Here is a 19,010-nt window from a genome sequence, read left to right on the forward strand (position 1 = left end):
AGCTTTTAGTTTACCTTTAACCTCAGTATGGCAATACTCAAACTATCGGTTACAGAACGCAGGCGGATATCGGTATTTTTTACCTGTCTGTTACTCGCTTTTGGCGCCTGGATAGTAGTGTCATTGTCTAGCCCTTATACCTATACCATTAAAGAAATAGTAAGGTTTAAAAACGCGCCGTTGCGGCGGGCTTTTCATCCTTTGCAATCGGATACGATTGACGTTACGGTACGGGGCACAGGCTGGCAAATGTTGTTATCTAAAATGAATGATGAGAACAAAATCATCAGCATTGACCTGAGCGAACTGGAGCACCGGTCATACCTGGCTTTACACCGCCAGCTAAACCAGATCAATGCCGATAAGCCTTTTACATACCCTATCGTGGCTTTTGACCCGGATACGCTGTACTTTGATTTTTCAAACCGCAGTGTGCGCCGCGTGCCGGTACAGCTTAACAGCGATATACAGTACCAGCAGCAATTTGGGCAATCGGGTAAGGTAGTGATCAAGCCATCATATGTAACGGTTAGCGGGCCAAGCAGCCGCATTGATAAAATAAAGGCCTGGTATACCGATTCGGTTGTGGCCAGGGATGTAAACGAAGCGGTGGTGACCACTATCCCCCTTAAGCCATCTACCGAAGGAAATATCAGCATTTATCCCAAAAGCGTGCGCGTAAGGGTGCCTGTTGATGAGTTTACCGAAAAAGCGCTTGAGGTTCCTGTTAAACTGATCGATAACCACGAATATTTTAACGTGAAGATATTCCCGCAAAAGGTTAAAGTTACATTTACCACCTCGCTGGGTCGCTATAATGATATAAACGAAGACCTTTTTGAGGCCAGGGCAAGTTTAGATCTGTGGCGCAGATATGGGTACACCAACCTGCCTGTCAAAATAACCAATATGCCCGGCTGGTGCAAAATTGTAAAGATAGAGCCGCAGAATATTGACTTCATCATTAAAAAATAATGCTCAAAATAGGTATAACAGGTAACATAGGCAGTGGCAAAACCACCGTGTGCAGCATGTTTGAGCTACTAGGCGTGCCGGTTTTTTATGCTGATGCGGCGGCTAAGGCGGTAATGACCACCGATGCCGAACTGGTTGCCGGAGTAAAAAACGCTTTTGGCGACGAGGCGTACATCAACAACGAGCTTAACCGTAAATACATAGCCAACATAGTTTTTAATAATGATGCCGAATTGACTAAACTTAACAGCCTGGTGCATCCCGCCGTTTTCAGGGCTTTTGAGGTTTGGGCCGAAGGCAAGCAAGATCACCCCTACGTGATGAAGGAGGCGGCCATACTGTTTGAAAGTTCATCCTACAAAATGTGCGACTATTCCCTTTTGGTTACCGCCCCTTTAGAAACACGACTTGCACGTGTAATGAAACGCGATAAAATAAGTCGTGCCGATGTGGAGGCCCGTGAGGCGCGCCAGTTTACCGAAGAGAAGAAGAAAGAACTGGCCGACTACCAGGTTGCTAACGATGATAAACAATTGGTAATACCACAGGTGTTAGCCCTGCACCACACCTTTTTACAACTGGCCGGCGTTTAATATGATATTGGATGATTTTTTGGCGATCAATGCCAACGGTATCTACTGTAAATACGGAGATTTTTACCTTGATCCACAGCAACCGGTGCAAACCGCCGTTATATCCCATGCACATGCGGATCATGCCGTTAGCGGTAATCGCGATGTGTATTGTACTAAGCATACACAAACGTTTATGGTGTTGCGCTATGCACGATACGCGGCGCAAACCTTCCATATTGCCGACTATAGTAAGCCTTTTTCTTTACGTGGCATCAAATTTACCTTTGTCCCGGCAGGGCATATGTTAGGCTCTGCTATGATATTGATGGAATACCAGGGCATAAAATACCTGTACACCGGCGATTATAAACTACAGCCCGACACCACCTGCGAACCTTTGGAATGGGTTAACGCCGATGTACTGATAACCGAAAGTACCTTTGCCGATCCCAACATCATCCATCCCGACCCGGTGGCCGAAATACAAAAGCTGAATAACATTAAAAGCAATATTTTATTGGGTGCCTATGGCATGGGCAAAAGCCAGCGGCTGGTACGTATGATCAATGATCACGCTCCACAAAAAAAAATACTGATGCATCACCGCATTATGCCCATGAATGTTATTTACGAGAAAGCTGGTTTTGCTTTGGGTAGCTATCAAATGTATGGCCGTAAACTGATGAAAACGCAGGAAGAGTTTGTTTACATTGTCCCGCCGTTTACCTTTAATAGCTATATAAAAGCGGTTGGGGTAAAACGGCTATTTGCTTCGGGCTGGAAAAATTTGCAGGTAAATAAAGAAGATACTTTGTTTATATCAGACCATGCCGACTGGAATGATATTTTACAAGCCATAGAGAAAGTTAAACCACAACAGGTATGGACCCTGCATGGCGAAGGCAGACACCTGCAGGCCCATTTAAAAGATATTGTAGTAAAAATACTGAACTAGTATGTTGCAGGAAGGTGAGGACTATTACGTAAACGAGGATGGTAATTTTGTTTTCACCGAAGCTTATCACCTAAAACGCGGCTACTGCTGCCAAAACAAATGCCTGCACTGCCCCTGGAAATTTGGAAAAGACGAGGATGATAATATTTCGATAAAAAAATAACATATTTGTAACATTGCATGTACCACGTATGCGTATAGACGACGAAATACAAAGCTCCAAATTTGAAGACAACTACCATAAGGCAGTTGTTAACATAGCCTATACCGAAGGTTGGCTAAATAATACCCTGCGTTGTCATTTCGGTAAGCATAATTTAACGCGTCAGCAATTTAATATACTGCGTATACTGCGCGGCCAGTACCCAAAACCGGCTACCGTAAACCTGCTTAAAGAGCGCATGGTTGACAAAATGAGCGATGCATCGCGCATTGTTGACCGCCTGGTACAAAAAGAGCTGATAAGCCGCTGCACCAATAATAAAGACAGGCGCGCTGTCGACATCCGTATTAGCGACAAAGGTCTTGAAGTATTGGCCACCATGGATGCGGAGTTTAAAACCAAAGATTTCCTGAAAAACAACCTTACCGAAGAAGAAGCCGGTATGCTAAGCGATCTGTTGGATAAGCTGAGAGGTTAAAACAGGGTATCATGCTGAGCTCCGTCGAAACATTGGCGCAAAGTCCTCTAATCCGCCAGCCGCACCATACACTGCACATCTTTATCGCTCACGTATAATTCTACGCAATAACCTTCAGAGTCAATATCAGGCTGTTCTATTAATTGTTGAAACGCCTCGCCTATAGCCTTTACATCCTTCATATAATTATGAATATTGATGTTTAGATAATCACCTTTTTTTATAACGATAGTATCCAGTTTCAGCTTTTCGGCTTCGCCTGATTCCATTTCTTCGGCAGCGGCGCGATAAATGATCTTACCGCTTTCATCTTCGGGGCGCGATAAACCGAAATATCTGCGTTCTGTCGAAAAAGGGATCAAAGCATGTAAACTTTGGTGAGCCTGCATTACGCCATCGGGGAATGATTTGGCGGTAACGTAAAATACGGTGATGTCTTTATCTAATTGAATAGTTTCCATAGCGCGGTAGTAATTTGATACAGATCAAAATTAGCTGGATGAGCCAACATTACGCAGGGGGACTTAAGACAATATAAGGGGCGATATGCGACAACTAAGCAGCCAGTTGTCGTTGATTTTTCCAAAATAACCAACCAAAAAGAAAACCAACCAAACTGCCATACAAGGCGCCTACGGTTACATCAACCGGATAGTGAACCCCAACATACACCTGCGCAAAAGATACGCTAAAAGCCCATAATAGGGTAGCCGGCAGCACCCATGGGTATCGTTTGTAAAACACCATGCTCAAAAACACCGATATAGCGAAATGGTCGCTGGCGTGGCTGGAGGGAAAACTGTAGCCGGTTCCGCAGGGTACACGGCTTACAACGGTTTGAGTCAGCGCCGGCTCATTGCAAGGGCGCAGCCGTTTGTAAGTGGGTTTGATGATACTGGCGCTTCCAAAATCGGCTACGCCAAAGGTTAAAGCCAATAGTGCTATGATGATAATGCCTTGCTTTTTATATCGCCAAAGGCAAAAAACAAAAATGAAAATGTAAACAGGTATCCATACGAGGCGATCACGCAACATGGGCATCAGCACATCAAAAAAAGCGTTGCCCAGGTCGTGGTTTATAAAGTAAAATAATTGCCTGTCAAGCTGCAAAAGGTAGTCGGGCATGTGCTGCGTTATTTTTCGTGCTAACACAAAAGTAACCAAAAAAACAGGTTGAAGAAATGTGCGGTATTTTAAGACTTCGACGGTATTAAATATTAATACAAACTAATAATACATATGTATTAAGTTTACAATATTCATACTCAATTTTATCAAACCTTCACTTAATATCTGTATTTTTACCGGCATTAATCTTTGAAAAAGTTTTGACACTCATAAAATCAATTTCGGGCATACGCGGTACCATTGGTGGTGCCGCGGGCGATGGTTTAACCCCATTAGATATCGTTAAATTTACCTCGGCCTATGGCGCCTGGGCAGTTAAAAAAAGCGGTATTAAAAAAATAGTTGTTGGCAGAGATGCGCGTATATCGGGCAGCATGGTTAACAACATCGTAGTAGGCACCCTGCAAGGTTTAGGTATTGATGTGGTTGATATCGGCCTTTCAACCACACCTACTGTTGAAGTAGCCGTACCATTAGAGAAAGCCGCGGGAGGTGTAATCCTAACCGCCAGCCACAACCCAAAACAATGGAATGCGCTAAAATTACTTAACGCCGATGGCGAATTTATTAGCGATACAGATGGTAAAGAAGTTTTAGAAATTGCTGAGAACAGTGATTTTACTTACGCCGAAGTTAACTCATTAGGTAAAGTTACCTATGACGATAGCTACCTGCAGAAACACATTGACCAGATATTAGCTTTGCCATTGGTTGATGTTAAAGCAATTGCTGCTGCAAACTTTAAAGTAGTTATTGATTGTGTAAACTCAACAGGCGGCATTTTTGTACCGGCTTTATTAGATGCCTTGGGTGTTAAAACCGTACATAAACTGTATTGCGAGCCCGATGGCGAGTTTCCGCATAACCCGGAGCCATTGCCTGAAAACCTGGTCGCGCTATCAAAAGAAGTGACGAGCAAAAATGCCAACCTTGGTATAGCTGTTGACCCGGATGTTGACCGCCTTTGCTTTGTTTGCGAAGATGGCAGTATGTTTGGCGAAGAGTATACCTTAGTTGCCGTTGCTGATTATATATTGAAAAACAATAAGGGTAATACCGTATCAAACCTGTCATCAACCCGCGCCCTGCGCGATGTTACCGAGCAAGCCGGTGGCGAATATCATGCTGCTGCCGTAGGCGAGGTTAACGTGGTAAACAAAATGAAAGAAGTAGGCGCGGTAATAGGCGGCGAAGGTAATGGTGGTGTTATTTACCCGGAGTTACACTACGGTCGGGATGCACTGGCCGGGATAGCCCTGTTTTTAACGCATCTGGCTAATTATGGTAAATCCATTTCGCAATTGCGTGCTTCGTACCCTAACTATTTCATCTCAAAAAATAAAATAACCTTAACACCCGAGATGGATATCGATGCCTTGTTGTTAAAGGTTGAAGCTAAATACAAAGATCAGCCACACTCAACAATCGACGGCCTGAAGATAGAATTTGACAAACAATGGGTACATTTGCGCCGTTCTAACACAGAGCCTATTATCCGTATTTATTCCGAAGGTGATTCTGAAACAGTAGCTAATAATCTGGCGAATAAGATCATTGCGGATATAAAGGAAATTTTGAAATAATTATTGATTGAGTGAATTGTCGGATTATTGATTGGTTTATAATTCGGTAGTTTAAAATCATTTTTAATATTGGGTTGACCAGATTTTACTACCCTGCTCAACCGGATATTTATATATTAACTGATACTTTAGAATGATAGCTGGAAGTGAACATTCACTCCATCACTCATTCCAACCTAAAATAATTAACTGATGCGTGTTTATTTAGACAATGCTGCTACTACGCCGCTTGATCCGGAAGTAATGAAGGTGATGTGTGCGGTAATGGAGAACAATTTTGGTAACCCTTCGTCAATACACGCCCATGGGCGCGAATCGCGGACTATAATTGAGAAGGCACGCAAAACCATAGCCGGCCTGCTGCACACTTCGCCGGCCGAAATATTTTTTACCAGCAGCGGCACCGAGGCTGATAATACGGCTATACGCTGCGGTATTATTGATAATGGTATTACCCACGCCATCACTACCCATTTAGAGCATCACGCCGTAATCCACACCCTTGAGGCCATGGAAAAGGCCGGCACCATTAAGCTAAGCTTTGTTGATGTTGATGCTAAGGGGAGCTTGGATTATGGCCATCTTGAAACTTTATTGCAGGATAACGAGCGTAGCTTTGTATCGTTAATGCATGCCAACAATGAGATTGGTACGCTAACCGATATTGAGCGTGTAGGCGACCTTTGCGAGCAGTACAACGCTATCTTTCATTGCGATACGGTACAAACCATGGGGCATTACGTGCACGATCTGAGCAAGTTAAAAGTGCATTTCCTGGTTTGTGCGGCCCATAAATTCCACGGACCTAAGGGCGTAGGCTTCTTGCACATCAACCATAAAATAAAAATTAAGCCTTTAATATACGGCGGTTCGCAGGAGCGTAACATGCGTGGCGGTACCGAAAACCTGTACGGCATTGTAGGTATGGCCAAGGCGCTGGAGATAGCTTATGCCGAAATGGAGCAACACAAGGCACACATACAGGGACTGAAAACTTACATGAAAGCTCAACTGGAACAACAGGTTCCCGGAGTAGCTTTTAATGGCGAAACTGACGCGGATAAGAGCTTATACACGGTGTTAAACGTATCGTTCCCCGAAATGGAAATGGCGGATATGTTGCTGTTTAACCTTGATATTGCAGGTATTTCGGCATCTGGCGGTAGCGCCTGTAGTTCGGGTACGGATATTGGTTCGCATGTGTTGACTGCCATAGGCGCTAGCAGCACGCGCCCTTCGGTAAGGTTCTCATTCTCAAAATATACTACCAAAGATGAGATCGACTTCGTAGTAAATAAAGTACGTGAGTTATTTGCGGTGAACGCTTAGCTATACAATAATTTTGCTAAAGCCTATAAAAAGGGCAATTCTTAAAATTAAGGGTTGCCCTTTTTTATTACCATAAAACCTGTAGCGATATTGGCACGGTTATCGTTATTATTTAGTTAACATTTAAATAATAAACCTATGGAAACGAATAATCAAAATACCGAAAACGGTAACAGACCTAACGAAAATCCAAAACACAGAAGATCGGAGCAAGAAGGCGCAGGTTATGCTTCCCAAAGGGAAGAGCAGCAACAACACAATGGCGGCGACCAGGGTTCGTACAGCGAACAGCATGACGTTACGCCACCAAATAAACACGAATTTCCAAAAGTGGGCAATCCAAAAACCGACTTTTCAAGCCGTCCGCATGGAAGAACAACCGGTCGTATGATAGATCACGAGCCGGGTACAGAAGGGATATAACAAATCATCAATTAATAACGTATAAGGGGGCTACCAAAGCACTCTTTACAAAAACCTAAAAACAAGAACCATGAGAAGCTACAGCGAATTTACCCAGGATGGTCAGGATGACTTTAATGGGTTTGACTCAAGTTACGGCACAGGCGATGAGCGGTATTCGTACGAGGATGATTATCTGAACAGGGACGATGATGATCTGAACGAAGACGATCAGGACGATACTTATGAAGATGATGATAATGTTGAAGAGAGTGATGATGAAGATTATGCGGGGAAATCAACGAATGATCACTCGGTTTACATAAAAGATATGCCGTATATCGACGGCGCCAAACCCGGAACGCTATAACCAGCTGTGAAGCTCGTGAAACAACAAAGGCTATCCAAAATGGATAGCCTTTGTTGTATATATTGTTTAATGATGAACTAGTTTTTCATCATTTTTAAAAACGCAGCCAATTCGTCTTTCATTTCACGACGATCGACTATAAAGTCTAGGAAACCATGCTCCTGCACAAACTCAGCAGTTTGGAAACCTTTTGGCAGATCTTTTTTAATAGTTTCTTTAATAACCCTCGGGCCGGCAAAGCCTATCAGCGCGCCTGGTTCGGCAATGTTGATATCGCCCAGCATAGCGTATGATGCAGTTACACCGCCAGTGGTAGGGTCTGTTAATAATGATATGAATGGCACTTTAGCCTGGCCCAGTAATGCCAGCTTAGCCGACGTTTTAGCCATTTGCATTAACGAGAATGCAGCTTCCATCATACGCGCGCCGCCCGATTTTGAAATCATCAGGAAAGGTACTTTGTGTTTGATGCTGTAATCGATAGAACGTGCAATCTTTTCTCCTACTACAGATCCCATCGATCCGCCTATGAAGTTAAAATCCATACAGGCAACTACGAGGTCCTGGCCGTTAATTTTACCAACGCCTGCACGGATAGCATCTTTCAACCCTGTTTTAAACTGGGTTTCGTTAAGCCTGTCGCTGTATTTTTTGCTGTCGGTAAACTGCAGCGGGTCGCCCGATACCATGTCGGCATACAATTCGGTAAACTCATTATTATCAAACAGGATAGAAAAGTATTCTTTTGAACCTATGCGCAGGTGATACCCGCAGTAATGACAAACGTATTGATTTTCGACTTGCTCTGAGTAGTGTAAGGGCTTTTTACATTGAGGGCACTTATTCCATATGCCATCGGGTGCTTCTTTCTTCTCGTCGGTAGTCGTAATTATCCCTTTTGTTTCACGTTTAAACCACGCCATATTTATGTCTAGCTCTTTCAATGATAATGCAAAGAAACGAAAAAAGTTTCGAATGCCTTACCCTAAATATAATTAAGACCTACCCTAAACAGTCAAATAGGGTTTTAAGCGCTGTTGATGCAATTATTGCCTAAATACACCACAAATTATATCAAATAGGGGCAAAATCATTCAAAAATGCGGGTTTGCTTTCAGTTTTGGCTATTTGACTGATCTGCGCAATAAGTATTTGACATTTACTAGTCTATTTTTACAGAAAACTGTAAAATTTTTATAACTTCGGCGCATAAAATTAGGCTATGGATTTAAAAAATTATAAAGGCGTACTGCACGGCGATCAGGTGCAGGAGCTATTTGAAGCCGCCAAAAAGCACCAGTTTGCTTTACCTGCGGTTAACGTTATTGGTACAAACACCATCAACGCTGTAATGGAGACTGCAAAAGCGGTAAACTCTCCTGTAATTATTCAATTATCGCACGGCGGCGCGCAGTTTTATGCGGGTAAGTCATTAGATAACTCAAAACTTCAAGCTTGTATTTTAGGCGCGGTATCTGGTGCTAAGCACGTGCATTTATTGGCCGAGCACTATGGTGTTGCGGTTATTTTGCATACAGACCACGCTGCCAAAAAATTATTACCATGGATTGACGGCCTGTTAGATCATGGCGAGAAATTCTTTGCTGAAACCGGCAAACCATTGTTCTCTTCACACATGCTTGATCTTTCGGAAGAATCATTAGAAGAAAACATCGAAATATCTGCTGAATACTTAAAGCGCATGGCCAAAATGGGCATGACCTTAGAGATTGAGCTTGGTGTAACCGGTGGCGAGGAAGATGGCGTTGATAACAGCGACGTTGACAGCTCACGTTTATATACTCAGCCTGAAGAGGTTTCTTACTCATATGAGCATTTATTAAAAGTTAGCCCACGCTTCACGGTGGCTGCTGCTTTTGGTAACGTGCACGGCGTTTACAAACCGGGTAACGTTAAGTTGCAACCGGTTATCCTGCATAACTCACAGGAGTATGTTAAGCAGAAATTTAACTTAACCGACGACAAACCGATCAACTTCGTATTCCACGGTGGCTCGGGTTCAAGCCAGGAAGAGATCCGCGAGGCTATCAGCTACGGCGCTATCAAAATGAACATTGATACCGATATGCAATGGGCTTTCTGGGAAGGTATTAAAGATTACTACCAGGCTAAAGAAGCTTATTTGCAAGACCAGATTGGTAACCCTGAAGGTGCTGATTCGCCAAACAAAAAATATTACGATCCACGTGTTTGGTTACGTAAAGGCGAAGAGAACTTTGTTAAGCGCTTAACCGCTGCTTTTGAAGATCTGAACTGCTTAAACGCTACAGACAAATTGTAAGCTTAGCTAAACCACTTATATAAAGCGCCAATGCAAAACATTGGCGCTTTTTTTTAGTTATAAAGTCAACAAAAATGAAATTGACGTTATGGCTAAAAAGAAGAATTTATTTGAGAAGTTTGCTAACTGGGCCACCAATGCTACGGGCAGTTCGGCTGCATTTTGTATAGCTATAACCATTATTTTGGTTTGGATAGTTACCGGACCCATCTTCGACTACTCGGACACCTGGCAGCTTATTATCAATACAGGTACTACCATCATTACCTTCCTGATGGTGTTCCTCATCCAGAAATCGCAGAACAAGGATTCAAAGGCCGTACACCTAAAACTGAACGAACTATTGGCCTCGCACCAGGGTGCCAGCAACCGCATGGTTGATATTGAGGACCTTACCGAGGAAGAGCTGGACTCGCTGCACAAATTCTACGTACAACTGTCAGACCTGGCCGAGGAGGAGGATGATATTCTTTGCACACACTCTATTGACGCTGCCACCGAAAATCATAACTTTAAGCTCAATAGTCATAAATCAAGCAAGCACTACGTTGATGCAAAAGCAAAGAGAGATAGCAGTAAAAAAAGTAAGTGATCCCGAAAGTTTAGAGAAAGTATTTGCCATACGCCGCGAGGTATTTGTTGGCGAACAGAATTGCCCGCCCGAACTGGAGTGGGAGTTTGAAGACGAATCAACCCATTTCCTGGCTACGGTTGACGGCGAACCCGCCGGTGCCGCCCGCTGGCGCCAAACTGATAAAGGTTATAAATTAGAACGCTTCGCCGTATTGAAGCAATTTAGAGGCATGGGCGTTGCGCAACAAGTTGTGCAAACCGTATTGAGCGACCTACCCGCTGATGCTGAATATATATACCTCAACGCCCAGATAGAAGCCATGGGCCTGTACGCTAAATTCGGCTTTGAAAAAACCGGACCTCAGTTTGAGGAAGCGGGTATCCAGCACTTTAAAATGGTGAAGAAGTAGACCTACCGGCCTATCATGCTGAGCCCCGTCGAAGCATGCGGGCAAAGGCCTCTGCGCTCACCCTTCAACGGAGCTCAGGGTGACACCCGTCTTAGCAAATGATCATAAATAGCGTTAGGGTGCGCCACTTTTAAAGTGGCGCAAGTGGCGCACCTATTTTTTGTAAATAATTAACTTTCAGATTTTTACGCAAAAAAGCGGCGCAATGCGGCGCACCCTGTTTATTTTGTAAATAGTTGATTATGAAATATTTATAATATTTGATAGTTTACACTTTCAAAAAGTGGCGCACCCGTTGGCGCACTTTTTTGCATGACCTGTCGCCTGTTTAACACACCCCTGCGGCCGCACATGCCTTTCGCGCCCCCTCTCAAGAGGGGAACTAAATTGTTGCCCTACTGACAAACTCGTGTCACCATAAATAAGGGCAAATGGTGCTACCTTGCATCATTCCCCATATTTTATGAGTCAGTACAACAAACCCCACCATTATTTTGAGCGGCCGCTTGAAATAGAGCTGATCCGTTCGGCTGCGCGCAGCCCGCTTACCGCTAAGCAAGATCAGCAACTCAACAAATTATTACGCAGTCCGGCTGATAGTAAGGACGCGTTCATTATTAAACCTGCTGCCGATTTCCTGGAAACCACCACCGGGCAAACCGAAGCCCCAATGTTATTTGGCGACCTATGGTACGAGGGCGAACTTTGCATACTTTTTGCCGATACCAACGTGGGCAAATCTATACTGGCCGTACAAATTGGCGACGCGCTTAGTCGGGGTGAAATTATCCCATGTTTTAGTAGCGATGCAAAGGCACGTACCGTGTTATATTTTGACCTCGAGCTTAACGACCGCCAATTCGCGCAGCGCTATACAAGCCATATACACGGAAAGCACCAATTTGCTGATAGCTTTTACCGGGTTGTTTTTAATCCCGATGCCGTGGGCGAACATAAGTTTAGCAGCCATTACGAGTATATCAGCAACGCGCTGGAGAATATGTTGATCACCAGTGGAGCCAAAATACTGATCATTGATAACATTACCTGTTTGCGTACGGGCACACAGGCCGGCGCGACGGCTATTGACCTGATGCAGGATCTGCAGAAGCTAAAAAATAAATACGGCTTGTCTATCCTGGTATTGGCACACACGCCAAAACGTAATCCATCAAACCCAATTACCCGTAACGATTTGCAAGGCAGCAAAATGCTCATCAACTTTGCCGATAGCGCTTTTGCCATTGGCGAAAGCCAATCGAGGGTAAACACGCGTTATCTTAAACAAATTAAACAACGAAGCGGCAAGCAGCAATACGGTGCAGATAATGTGCAGCTTTGCCAGATAGTTAAACCCTATAATTTTTTGCAGTTTGAGTTTACAGACAATGCGCCCGAAACAGACCACCTGTTGCATATCACCCATCAGCAACGCAAAAGTGCCGAGGACCGCATTATGAAACTGCATCGTCAAGGCAAAAGCCTGCGACAGATCTCAGCCGAAACCGGCAGGCCGTTAACTACGTTGAGGAGGTTTGTGAAGAGGTTAGAAGAGGATGAGTAAAGGTAGGGCTTGCAATCGCCTAAAAAAAGCGCCGGCCTGTGCGATTCCCTCCCTTGGGAGGGGGGAGGGAGGGCTTGAAAAAACGATAAGCACGCGTGCGAAACCCCTCAACTTGCGCTCGTCTGTGACGAGTGCTTAACCTGGTTTAGCATTGCAATGCCCATGCGAGGTAGTCGCCAACCCAAATTAAGCACTCGTTGTAAACGAGCGCAAGTTTGACGAGAGTAGAGTAGTAACAAAAAAGCACGTCATAGCGAGCGTTAGCGTAGCTATCCCCGAGCGCCCGGTAACCTTTCTATAGGGGATTACTACGCTCGTTCCTCACTCGTAATGACGTGAGGAGATAGCTACAGAAATACGTTCTTCGAATACTCCAATGCTTCCGCCAGTTTATCCAAATCAAGCCCGCTGAGCGCATTTTGTTGTTGGAGGTATCCAATTAAGTTTTCGGTAGCGATGTTGCCTGTAAGGTCGTCTTTGGCCATGGGGCAGCCACCGTAGCCTTTTAGTGCACTGTCAAAACGTTTACAGCCGCTTTGGTAGGCTGCTTCAACCTTTTGGTGCCAGGTATCGGGAGTGCTGTGCAGGTGTACGCCAAATTCTGTTTGTGGGAATTTGCTGACCAGTGCGGGGTAGATACTTTTGATCTGTCCGGGTGTGGCGATGCCGATGGTATCTGAAAGGGCAATGATGCTGATGCCTGCATTTACCAATTGCTCCGTCCATTTCTCGACTACGTCAACACTCCATTCATCCCCGTAAGGATTACCAAAACCCATGGACAGGTAAACTACCGGTTCTTTGTTTTTCTTGTCGCATAGGGCCTTAATTTGCTTCACGGTGTCAAGCGCTTTGGCTATGGTAGTATTGGCATTACGTTGCTGAAATGTTTCGGATATGGAGAAGGGGTATCCCAGGCAGGTTATCTCATCATGTGCGGCCGCTTCTTCCGCCCCGCGATAATTGGCTACAATGGCTAATAGTTTTGATTTGGTTGTGCTTGGGTCCAGTTTTTTTAAAACTTCGGCCGTATCTGCCATTTGCGGGATGGCTTTGGGCGATACAAAACTGCCAAAGTCTATCGTATCAAAGCCAACCTGCAGCAACAGGTTAATGTAAGCAGCCTTCACATCGGTAGGCACAAAGTTGTGTAAGCCCTGCATCGCATCGCGAGGGCACTCGGTGAGTTTAATGTGTGGGCTGCTCATTATATATTAATCGGCTATAGCTACCTGTTCGTCTTTTTTGGCCAGTTCTTCGTGCTTTATCCGGCGGATGATCAACCGGCTGCCACCATTGTAGGTAAAATAGCTGCCCACCCAATTGATAAATACAACCACTTTATTGCGGAAACCCACCAGCGATATCAGGTGCACAAACATCCAAACCAACCAGGCAAAAAAGCCCTGGAATTTTATTTTGCCCAAATCGGCAATGGCCTTGTTGCGGCCAATGGTGGCTAGTGAGCCTTTGTCGTTATATTTAAACGGCTCGGTAGCTTTGCCCTCCATCAGGCGGATGATGTTTTTGCCCAGGTGCTGGCCCTGTTGTATGGCTACCTGCGCCACGCCGGGATGGCCTTTAGGGGTTTCGTCGGTTATCATGGCCGCCACATCACCAATGGCGAAAACGTTGCTCAGGCCCTTAACACGATTAATGGTATCAACACTGATGCGGTTGCCGCGTTCAATACTGCTTTGCTCAATGCCTTCGGGCACTACGCCTTGTACACCGGCGCTCCATATTACGTTTTTGGTGAGGATGCTTTTGCCGCCTTCAAATTTTATTTCGTCGCCGTCGTAGCTTTCAACCTTAACGCCAAGCAATACTTCCACACCCATGCCGGTCAGGAAGTCTTTAGCGGCTGCTGATCCCTGGTCAGAGAATGGTCCCAGTACCTTCGGCAGAAAATCTACCAGGTAAACCTTCATTTCGGTTTTATCCAGTTCGGGATAATCGCGGGTAAGGATGTGGTTGCGTAGCTCGGCCAGGGCGCCTGCAAGCTCCACACCGGTAGGGCCGGCACCTACCAGTACAAAGGTTAGGTATGGCTCGCGTTCTTCGCGTGTGGGCTTTAAAATAGCTTCCTCCAGGTTCTGTAAAATCAGGTACCGAAGGTTCAATGCTTCGGGGATTGATTTCATTGGCATGGCAAAGCGCTCAATTTCTTTGTTGCCGAAGAAATTAGTGGTGGAGCCGGTGGCTATAACCAGGTAATCGTAATCTATGTCGCCAATATCGGTTTGTACTGTATTGTTTTCAGTATCAATGCCCGATACTTCGGCAATGCGGAAACGGAAGTTTTTTTGATCGTCAAAATTCTTTCGCAGTGAAAACGCGATAGATTCTGACTCGAGGCTACCGGTGGCAACCTGGTATAAAAGGGGTTGAAAGGTGTGGTAATTATGCTTGTCAAGCATTAAAACGTTAACGGGTTTATCAGCCAGTTGTTTGGCAACCTGTAACCCGCCAAAACCGCCGCCGATGATAACCACCTGCGGGAAGTTTGCTGTAGTGTTAGTATCCATAGGAATTGGATTTTTGTATAAGCAAAGATACTAACAAAAAAGGCTCCAAATTTTATTTGGAGCCTTTTGATTATAATATGATGCTGAGATTATTATTTCAGATCTTTCTTTCCAAAATCGATAATTACCGGTGATGCAACGCATATTGATGAGTAGGTACCAAACAGTACGCCGATCAATAACGCGAATGAGAAACCACGGATAACATCACCACCGAAAGCAAATAATACCACCAATACAAACACTACGGTTAAGGCAGTGATAATGGTACGGCTTAATGTGCTGTTGATAGCATTATTGATAACCTCTTTTGGTTTATCAGTTGCTGAATGATGCAGGTCAAGGAACTCGCGGATACGGTCAAATACTACCACGGTATCGTTAATTGAGTAACCAATCACCGTTAAAATAGCGGCTACGAAAGCCTGGTCTATCTCTAAGAAAGGAATCAGGTTTTTAAATAACGAGAAGAATGATAGTACCATCAAAGCATCGTGCGCGGTGGCAACCATCGCACCTAAGCTAAACTGCCATTTGCGGAAACGGATCAATATATAGGCAGATAACACAATGATAGCGAATACTACGGTCCACACAGCTGATTTTTTCAAACCATCGGCAACAGTAGCTTCAACCTTTTGCGAGCTTAAAATATCTTTCTTGCTTATTTTGGTGATATCTTTTTTACCTAAGGTCTCGATCAAGGTGCTTTCTACTTTTGCATCGGCAGCAGTAGTGTTATCATCTATCATGTAGTTGGTAGTGATGCTTATCTTGTCGCTACCATAAGTTTTTACATTAGTACCGAAGCCTAATACACCTTGTACGGTTTCACGTACATCTTCTACAGTGGCATTCTTGTTCTCGAAACGGATAACGTAAGTACGGCCGCCCTGGAAATCCACACCGTAGTTAAAGCCCTGGGTGAAGATAGAGATCAAGCCGGCAACGATAAATATACCAGAGAAGGCATAGAAACGGAAACGGCTTTTTACGAAAGCGTAGTTAGCGTTTTTGAAGGTATGTGAGCTCCACGGGTTTGAGAATTTGATATCCCAACCTTTACCTAACATCCACTCAAATATTAAACGAGAGATCAATAATGAACAGAACAATGAAGTAGTGATACCGATCATCAAAGTAGTGGCGAAACCCTGGATAGGGCCGCTACCGAAGATGAACAGGATCAAACCTGTAAGGAAGCTACTGATGTTTGAGTCCAAAATTGAAGGTAACGCGTGTTTAAAACCATCATTAACCGCTAAGCGTAATGATTTGCCTAAAGCAAGCTCTTCACGCACGCGTTCGTATATCAATACGTTCGCGTCAACCGCTATACCTAATATCAGGATGATACCCGCTATACCCGGCATGGTTAACACCGCGCGTAAGCTGGTTAATACACCCATCAGGAAGAATACGTTAACAATTACCGCGACAACGGCAACAGTACCTGCACGGTTGTAGTAAGCAACCATGAACACCAGTACTACTAACAAACCTAAACCGTAAGCCACCATACCATCGTTGATGGTTTGCTGACCTAATGACGGGCCTACTACGTCCTCGCCAATGATACGTGCAGGGGCTGGTAAACGACCGGCTTTTAACACGTTGGCTAAGTCTTTAGTGTCATCAGTAGTATAGCTACCAGATATTGATGATACACCGCCTGCAATTTCGTTTTGAACGGTAGGGGCAGAGTATACGTTATCATCCAGTACAATGGCGATAGCTTTTTTAGGCGTAGCTGCAGACGCTTCGGCAGTTACGGTGCGCCATTTTTGAGCACCTTCCGAGTTCATGTGCATGGTAACCTCAGGCTGGCCTTTTTGTTGGTCAATGCTTGCATTGGCATCGTTAATCACGTCGCCAGACAATACCGGGCCGTTTTCAGCGCCTGAAAGCTTGATAGCATATAACTCAAATATTTTGGTTTTATCCATTGGCTTAACACCCCACAAAAACTTCATGTTACGTGGTATGTTGCCCTTAACATCAGGATGACGAAGGTAAGCGTTTACCTTAGCAGTATCTTTTTGCAATACCCAACCAACAATTGATCCCGGGCGCAATTGCTGCTGGCCGCTTTGATCCTGGTAAGTTGGCATTTGTAATACCGCGAATAACGGATGTTCGGTATTTGCTTTAGCACGCAGGCCGGCAGCCGAAGTATCTTTAGCAGCGTTTTTCTGTACTTTGTTTAATAAAGCCAGGCCGCCTTTTTTAGTAGTATCGGCAGTGGCTGTTGTGGTAGCAGCTGCAGTAGTATCTTTTACGGTTTTGTTTTTTGCAGCCAGGATGCCGTCAATGCTGTTTAATACAGGGTAAGCGTCCTGAACTTCGAAAGTTTGGTAAAACTCCAGTTTAGCCGAACCTTGCAACAGTTTACGCACACGCACCGGGTCTTTAACACCAGGTAGCTCGATCAGAATACGGTTGGTAGCTTTCTCTAACGAAATGTTAGGTTGAGTTACACCAAACTGGTCAATACGGGTATTCAATACCGTATATGATTGCTGAACCGCGGTAGCAGCTTCGTCTTTCAGATATTTTTCAACGTCGCTGTTTGATGCGCTGATCTTTAAGTTCTGATTGTCTTTAGTAGCGAAGATAGCGGCAAGTTTACCGTTAGGTGCAAGCTTCTCGTACTCGTTAACAAACAGCGTGATGTAGTCGGTCTGGCTGGTTTTTAACGCTACGGTAGCATTTGCCAACGCCTGGTTAAATACCGGATCAGGATTATCGTTTGATAATTTCTTTACCAACTCGGCCAATGATATCTGCATGGTAACGTTCATACCACCTTTCAAATCCAGACCCAAAGCCAGCTCTCTCTCTAAACAATATTGATAGCTGTGGCCAAATACCGGGTATGCCGGCAATGTAGCGACAGAATCAAGATAGATTTTTTCTTTAGCAGTATCGCCTTTGGCAAATAGCTTTGCATCGTTCTCAACTTTCTTAGCCACCCACGTGAATGAAAGCTGGTAAATGCACACCAGTGCCAGTATTACGGCGAAAAATTTAACAACCCCTTTACCTTGCATTGTAGATTAAAATATGTAATTAATTAGTTTATAAGCATTTTAAACAAGACGGCAAATCTAACAAAATTTTGGTAGCATGAAATTTTAATTTCAAACAAAATAATCCTTCCTGTTGTTAGGCGCGTTCTAAAGTAATAAAAGAAAACGGAAGTGCGTTTTTTTCGTCAGGTTCATGATCCTCCCTCGCGGTCTCTTTCCACACATCTTCCTTTATTTCAGGGAAATAAGTATCGCCCTCAATATCCTGATGTACTACAGTTAAATAAATTTTATCGGTAAGCGGCATGGCTAGTTTATAAATTTCGGCGCCGCCAACAATAAAAACTTCTTCTTCATTGGCACATAAACCCAAAGCGGCTTCTACAGAATTTACCACCTCGCAACCCTCAATTTCCAAGTTTTGGCGCGTTACCACAATATTGCGCCTGTTAGGCAACGGTTTACCTACCGAATCAAACGTTTTGCGCCCCATAATAACGGTATGCCCGCTGGTTATGGTTTTGAAATGCTTGAGATCTTTGGGTAGATGCCAGAGTAACTGGTTGTCTTTACCAATGGCGTTGTTTTGTGCTATGGCTACTATAGATGATACGATCATGGATTTATTGTCGATTTTTAAAAGCCG

At 44.3% G+C, this 19,010-nt stretch carries 20 protein-coding genes; 13 read left to right on the forward strand and 7 right to left on the reverse strand.

The window, feature by feature from the left end:
- The first annotated feature begins 27 nt into the window (after positions 1-27).
- Genes AC59JT_RS04260 through AC59JT_RS04280 form a run of 5 tightly spaced genes read left to right on the forward strand, consistent with a single transcriptional unit; the run spans position 28 to position 3,146 of the window.
- A complete protein-coding gene (locus tag AC59JT_RS04260; RefSeq protein WP_497396370.1) occupies positions 28-975 on the forward strand; it encodes a CdaR family protein in 948 nt (315 codons plus the stop codon).
- Positions 975-1,568, forward strand: coding sequence for a dephospho-CoA kinase (gene coaE / locus AC59JT_RS04265; protein WP_497396371.1), 594 nt, complete (start codon positions 975-977; stop codon positions 1,566-1,568). The genes AC59JT_RS04260 and coaE overlap by 1 nt, the downstream gene beginning before the upstream one ends.
- Position 1,569: 1 nt before the next feature.
- Entirely contained in the window at positions 1,570-2,505 is a 936-nt protein-coding gene (locus AC59JT_RS04270; RefSeq protein ID WP_497396372.1) for an MBL fold metallo-hydrolase, read from the forward strand.
- A gap of 1 nt (position 2,506) precedes the next feature.
- On the forward strand, positions 2,507-2,668 hold the full coding sequence (locus AC59JT_RS04275) for a C1orf53 family protein (RefSeq protein WP_497396373.1): 162 nt from the start codon (positions 2,507-2,509) through the stop codon (positions 2,666-2,668).
- Positions 2,669-2,696: 28 nt separating this feature from the next.
- Positions 2,697-3,146, forward strand: coding sequence for a MarR family winged helix-turn-helix transcriptional regulator (locus AC59JT_RS04280; protein ID WP_497396374.1), 450 nt, complete (start codon positions 2,697-2,699; stop codon positions 3,144-3,146).
- A 47-nt stretch (positions 3,147-3,193) separates the two neighbouring features.
- On the opposite strand, the gene AC59JT_RS04285 is transcribed toward AC59JT_RS04280, so the two are convergent.
- Together AC59JT_RS04285 and AC59JT_RS04290 are read right to left on the reverse strand one after the other, a co-directional pair.
- Positions 3,194-3,607 (reverse strand): transcriptional regulator, encoded by a 414-nt coding sequence (locus tag AC59JT_RS04285; protein WP_497396375.1) that lies wholly within the window; start codon positions 3,605-3,607, stop codon positions 3,194-3,196.
- 94 nt (positions 3,608-3,701) lie between these two features.
- Positions 3,702-4,271, reverse strand: coding sequence for a phosphatase PAP2 family protein (locus AC59JT_RS04290; protein ID WP_497396376.1), 570 nt, complete (start codon positions 4,269-4,271; stop codon positions 3,702-3,704).
- Positions 4,272-4,474: 203 nt separating this feature from the next.
- Here AC59JT_RS04290 and glmM point away from each other — a divergent pair, with 203 nt between their 5' ends.
- From glmM to AC59JT_RS04310, 4 genes are all read left to right on the forward strand, one after another.
- Complete coding sequence (gene glmM / locus AC59JT_RS04295) at positions 4,475-5,857, forward strand: phosphoglucosamine mutase (RefSeq protein WP_497396377.1); 1,383 nt, start codon at positions 4,475-4,477, stop codon at positions 5,855-5,857.
- Positions 5,858-6,049: 192 nt separating this feature from the next.
- A complete protein-coding gene (locus AC59JT_RS04300) occupies positions 6,050-7,186 on the forward strand; it encodes a cysteine desulfurase family protein (protein ID WP_497396378.1) in 1,137 nt (378 codons plus the stop codon).
- Between the two features lie 138 nt (positions 7,187-7,324).
- Entirely contained in the window at positions 7,325-7,609 is a 285-nt protein-coding gene (locus AC59JT_RS04305) for a hypothetical protein (protein ID WP_497396379.1), read from the forward strand.
- Between the two features lie 70 nt (positions 7,610-7,679).
- Positions 7,680-7,958, forward strand: coding sequence for a hypothetical protein (locus AC59JT_RS04310; protein WP_497396380.1), 279 nt, complete (start codon positions 7,680-7,682; stop codon positions 7,956-7,958).
- A gap of 77 nt (positions 7,959-8,035) precedes the next feature.
- On the opposite strand, the gene accD is transcribed toward AC59JT_RS04310, so the two are convergent.
- The gene (gene accD, locus AC59JT_RS04315) at positions 8,036-8,881 is read right to left on the reverse strand and encodes an acetyl-CoA carboxylase, carboxyltransferase subunit beta (RefSeq protein WP_497399331.1); all 846 of its coding nucleotides are present in this window, start codon (positions 8,879-8,881) and stop codon (positions 8,036-8,038) included.
- 299 nt (positions 8,882-9,180) lie between these two features.
- On the opposite strand from accD, the gene fbaA reads away from it, so the two are divergent.
- From fbaA to AC59JT_RS04335, 4 genes are all read left to right on the forward strand, one after another.
- The gene (gene fbaA, locus AC59JT_RS04320) at positions 9,181-10,260 is read left to right on the forward strand and encodes a class II fructose-bisphosphate aldolase (RefSeq protein ID WP_497396381.1); all 1,080 of its coding nucleotides are present in this window, start codon (positions 9,181-9,183) and stop codon (positions 10,258-10,260) included.
- A gap of 88 nt (positions 10,261-10,348) precedes the next feature.
- Positions 10,349-10,852 carry a low affinity iron permease family protein gene (locus AC59JT_RS04325; RefSeq protein ID WP_497396382.1) on the forward strand — a complete coding sequence of 168 codons (504 nt, stop codon included), beginning with the start codon at positions 10,349-10,351 and terminating at the stop codon, positions 10,850-10,852.
- The gene (locus tag AC59JT_RS04330; protein ID WP_497396383.1) at positions 10,812-11,243 is read left to right on the forward strand and encodes a GNAT family N-acetyltransferase; all 432 of its coding nucleotides are present in this window, start codon (positions 10,812-10,814) and stop codon (positions 11,241-11,243) included. Before AC59JT_RS04325 ends, AC59JT_RS04330 begins: the two co-directional genes overlap by 41 nt.
- Before the next feature lie 463 nt (positions 11,244-11,706).
- On the forward strand, positions 11,707-12,807 hold the full coding sequence (locus AC59JT_RS04335; RefSeq protein ID WP_497396384.1) for an AAA family ATPase: 1,101 nt from the start codon (positions 11,707-11,709) through the stop codon (positions 12,805-12,807).
- A gap of 347 nt (positions 12,808-13,154) precedes the next feature.
- On the opposite strand, the gene AC59JT_RS04340 is transcribed toward AC59JT_RS04335, so the two are convergent.
- The 4 genes from AC59JT_RS04340 to AC59JT_RS04355 all read right to left on the reverse strand — a co-directional run bounded on the left by AC59JT_RS04340 (position 13,155) and on the right by AC59JT_RS04355 (position 18,983).
- Positions 13,155-14,015 carry a hydroxymethylglutaryl-CoA lyase gene (locus AC59JT_RS04340; protein ID WP_497396385.1) on the reverse strand — a complete coding sequence of 287 codons (861 nt, stop codon included), beginning with the start codon at positions 14,013-14,015 and terminating at the stop codon, positions 13,155-13,157.
- Between the two features lie 6 nt (positions 14,016-14,021).
- Positions 14,022-15,335, reverse strand: coding sequence for an NAD(P)/FAD-dependent oxidoreductase (locus tag AC59JT_RS04345; protein WP_497396386.1), 1,314 nt, complete (start codon positions 15,333-15,335; stop codon positions 14,022-14,024).
- Positions 15,336-15,427: 92 nt separating this feature from the next.
- Positions 15,428-18,385 (reverse strand): protein translocase subunit SecDF, encoded by a 2,958-nt coding sequence (gene secDF, locus AC59JT_RS04350; RefSeq protein ID WP_497396387.1) that lies wholly within the window; start codon positions 18,383-18,385, stop codon positions 15,428-15,430.
- A 115-nt stretch (positions 18,386-18,500) separates the two neighbouring features.
- Entirely contained in the window at positions 18,501-18,983 is a 483-nt protein-coding gene (locus tag AC59JT_RS04355) for a dihydrofolate reductase (RefSeq protein ID WP_497396388.1), read from the reverse strand.
- Between the last annotated feature and the right edge of the window lie 27 nt (positions 18,984-19,010).

The sequence above is a fragment of the Mucilaginibacter sp. A3364 genome (assembly GCF_059690715.1).